This window comes from Desulfobacter sp., from assembly GCF_050177295.1.
The window spans coordinates 1-4,017 of record NZ_JBFXHE010000408.1 but is presented as its reverse complement, the minus strand read 5'-3'; the positions used below and the strand labels follow the sequence as shown (position 1 = coordinate 4,017).

Sequence of the window (4,017 nt, the reverse complement as noted above, 5' to 3'; positions counted from 1 at the left end):
TGCTGGCCGCCCTGACGTTTATGAAAAGCGGTGCCTGATGGCCGGGGAAAACACGAATGATAGGAATTCTCCATTGGGTCGGATGGGGGAATTGACCACCCTCGTTTCCCTTGTTGAAGGCCTGAAAAGGGATAATATCGGCATTGGCGAGCTTTCGGAACTGCTGGGGCTGGAATATGCTCCCAAACCCAAAAACAGAGACATTGCCGAACCCGCCCGGACAATTATTGACCAGCGTTTGCCCCCGGAACGGGATTCCAGTGCCATACGTCCCACGAATTATCCGCCGGATAAAGCCCATTTCCGGTTTCCCTGTCTTTATGCCCTTGAAGAAAAAAATGTCGAAGATACCGCAACCATGCCGGCAGAATATGCGAGTCTCATCCCTTTTGAGGGCAGGATTGAATTTCCGCCGGTGGCCGACGAGGTCATGCCGGACCCCCTGACCGGCTGGCATCTCCTCTGGCCCTATCTGAAGCGCCTTGGCATTGAATTCAAGCAGACCCGCCAACTGGATACCCAAAAGATAATCCAAAGCGCCGTCAGGCAAAAACCCCTTGAAATTATCCCGTGGAAAAAGAAAAAGGCCTGGCCCCTGGATATGGTCCTGGTTCTTGATTTCTCAAAACATTTAAGCCCCTTTTTCAATGACTTCAAAGAGCTGGCCCTCAACATGGGCCAATGGTTTCGCAATCGGCTTCACATTGTGATCTGCCTCGATCCCAAAACCAATACCTTTTCGTACCAGGGGGCGATGCACAAAGGATTCCCCATCGTCCGGGAAAATCTGCATCTGATCTATGCCGGCGACCTGGGATTTTTAGACAAACAAGGCATCAACGCGGGATTCTGGCATGGGTTCGGACGCCGTATGAAACAGAAACACGTCCGGATAGATGCCCTGGTGACGGCCCATCCTTCGGACGTGATACCGGAAACGGCCAACGTGTTTTTCCTGCACTACTGGGATTCCGGTGTGATCCGTCCCGGCGGGGCTTCGGGGAATCGGGGAGCCGGTCCAGGCATGAAAAGCCGGGATCAGACCGAGATGCTTCTGGCGGCCCTGTCCCTGGCTGTTGAAATCACACCGGCCCTGATCCGGAGGGTTAGAAATCGGCTTGGGCTTGGTGTATCCACGGAAAGCCTGTCCTGCCGTCATTTTGCACTGGAAGGCAATGTGTTCAGATTTCAGTGGCGCAATCAAGAAATTCGGGAAGCGTACAGCAAAAAAGCACAAGACCTGAATTTGGATCTTGACCGGATTTGGCCCTTGATTCAATCCTTTGAATCCCGGATGCCCATGGAACTGCGCATTGAACAGCGGCAGAAGGCGGGAAAGCCCCTTGATGGAGATCAGGCGGATTTTTTAAAAAAACTGATTCTCTTTCAGCAGAATCCCGATACCCCGGAAACAGAGAAAAACAGGGTCATGGCCTGGGTGGGCCGGGTGGCTGACCGGGCTGGGGAAGAAATCTGGGTATCTGAACTCAATACCCTGTTCGGAATTTACAATGAAACCGTCAAACCGCAAAAGGTTCCCGGCGGGGTGGATTTGACACAGGTTCCGGAATGGGCTGTAAAATCCAGGGAAACAGGGCCGGTCTGCCTGAGTGTGAATCAAAACCGCCTGGAAATTTTTTCTTCCGGAAGGCCGTCACACCATCCCGGATTGATCCATGAGTTATCCGTCGGCTCCAAATCCCAGGTCACTTTCAGGACAGAGGAAACAGCGGTCAAACAGCCCATGACCCTGGATAAGCCTTTTGAACTGCTGGGAAATACGGTCGAAATTGTGGTGGAAACCGATACCGGGAGAACAACGGTGGCCATGATGCCTTGTCCGGAATGGGCCTCGGGTATTGGACGGGACCGGTACGGACTGTTTGCCGAAGTGAAGGTAAAAGGCGTTGGCTTTATTTTGCGCTGGATTCCCCCGGGGAATTTTATGATGGGATCTCCGGAAGATGAACCGGAACGATCGTCATGGGAAGGTCCGTTGCACCGGGTGATCTTTGACACAGGCTTCTGGCTTGCGGAAACCGCCTGCACCCAGGATTTATGGCAGGCTGTTACCGGGAAAAATCCAAGCAAATTTAAAAAAGAAGGAGTTGAACACGCGGTGGAAAACCTGAGCTGGAACGATGTCAATGAATTTATTGATGGGCTTAACTGTTTGGTTCCCGGTCTTGATATTCGTTTGCCCTCGGAAGCGGAATGGGAGTATGCTTGTCGGGCAGGAACAAACACCCCGTTTTGGTTTGGACGTGAATTGACCCCGAACAAAGCCAACTATGATGGGACCAAACCTTACAATAAAGGCCCTAAAGGAGAGTACCGTAAGAAAACGGTGCCGGTGAAATCTTTTGAGCAAAATCCCTGGGGCCTGTACCAGATGCACGGCAATGTCTGGGAGTTGTGTCAAGACCGTTGGCATGATAGTTACGATGGTACTCCGGATGACGGCAGTGCCTGGGAAGATGGTGAAGATGATTATCGCGTCTGTCGCGGCGGTTCCTGGATCAGCGGCGGGGCGCGCCTGCGTTCCGCTTACCGCAACTTCTGGCCCCCTGGCCTGCGTCGCGACAGCTTCGGCCTGCGTCTTGCCCGAGGTCCTTTGGTGCCGGAGGCAGGAACCGGCGGTACAGAAGATTCCCAATGAAATATAAATTTTGTAACGTACCGGTATTACTAAGGAGCACATGAAAAGAGACCATCAACTCGAAATAAGGTCTGTGTTACCGGATATTTTCCCAGAGAACTGGGCCCACAGCTACGGCCAGGACCACTATGGGATTTGGCAGGGAATTTATGTCAATAGTATTGATGTCCGATTTCGCTGGATACCGCCAGGCGAGTTTATGATGGGATCTCCTGGAGATGAACCTGAACGATATCATGACGAAGAGCCTATGCACCGGGTGGCGTTTGAAAAAGGATTTTGGCTTGCAGATACCCCCTCTACCCAGGAATTATGGCAGGCCGTTATCGGTAAAAAACCAAGCCACTTTAAAAAAAAAGGACCTGAACACCCGGTGGAAAACGTGAGCTGGGATGATGCCAATGCGTTTATTGACAGGCTTAATACTCTGGTTTCCGGACTTGGGGCCCGATTACCTTCGGAGGCGGAGTGGGAGTATGCCTGCCGGGCAGGAAGAGACACTCCGTTCTGGTTTGGACCTGAACGGACCCCGGACAAAGCCAACTATGATGGAACTCGACCCTATAATAGAGGCCCCAAAGGGGAGTACCGTAAGAAAACGGCGCCGGTAAAGTTTTTTGAGCAAAATCCCTGGGGCCTGTACCAGATGCACGGCAATGTCTGGGAGTGGTGTCAAGATCGTTGGCATGACAATTACAACGGTGCTCCGGATGACGGGAGTGCATGGGAGGATGGTGACAGTGATTCTCGCGTCTGTCGCGGCGGTTCCTGGCTCTACGGCGGGAGGCCCCTGCGTTCCGCTTACGGAATCTACGGGCTTCATGGCTTCCGCGGCGGCGACGTCGGCTTGCGTCTTGCCCGAGGTCCTCAAGACCGGTCAGGCTGAGGCACCGGCCGGAGGCCGGTCAAGGGAGCGAGGGACGAGCGAAAGAAAGGGTCAAATAATGCAAGACCTGCCCGCCAGATGCGCTCTTAGATCCACCTGCGCCGGCCCTGCTTTTTGTATGGACTTAATCTGACCTCCCCTGATACGGATGAAACAGCGCTGTGCTTGCAACCCCATATGTTCCCGTTGAACATATGGGCAAAGCACTGCGCGACCTGGAAGCGCGCTCCCGGGATGCCGACACGGAATTGACCTCCTGGAGCCCGCCGGTCCCGGTGAAACTGGCGGCAGCCGTATCACGACTTTTTTTTACGGGAAGAAAAATAGATGGCTACGCCCATCAAGCCGAATATGTATCCGATGCCGCCAACAATTTCATTCATGGTCGGACCTTTTTGCTCCAGGTCTGCCACCATTCTGGTCAACGGCGTAATTTTTTTATCCAGCGCTTTTGTTACGGCCTTTTCCACGA

The 4,017-nt window shown here is 53.1% G+C and carries 3 protein-coding genes; all 3 read left to right on the top strand.

Annotation, left to right across the window (positions count from 1 at the left end; all coding sequences use genetic code 11):
* A partial coding sequence (locus AB7U36_RS20030; RefSeq protein ID WP_428161399.1) for a formylglycine-generating enzyme family protein occupies positions 1 to 2,659 on the top strand: 2,659 nt, incomplete at its 5' end.
* A 40-nt stretch (positions 2,660 to 2,699) separates the two neighbouring features.
* Complete coding sequence (locus AB7U36_RS20025) at positions 2,700 to 3,545, top strand: formylglycine-generating enzyme family protein (protein ID WP_428161398.1); 846 nt, start codon at positions 2,700 to 2,702, stop codon at positions 3,543 to 3,545.
* A 161-nt stretch (positions 3,546 to 3,706) separates the two neighbouring features.
* Positions 3,707 to 4,017: hypothetical protein (locus AB7U36_RS20020; protein ID WP_428161397.1), on the top strand; the 311-nt coding region annotated here is incomplete at its 3' end.

Coding starts and splice junctions, on each gene's coding strand:
- AB7U36_RS20025 (WP_428161398.1), top strand. CDS start 2,700: ATGAAAAGAGACCATCAACTCGAAATAAGGTCTGTGTTACCGGATATT.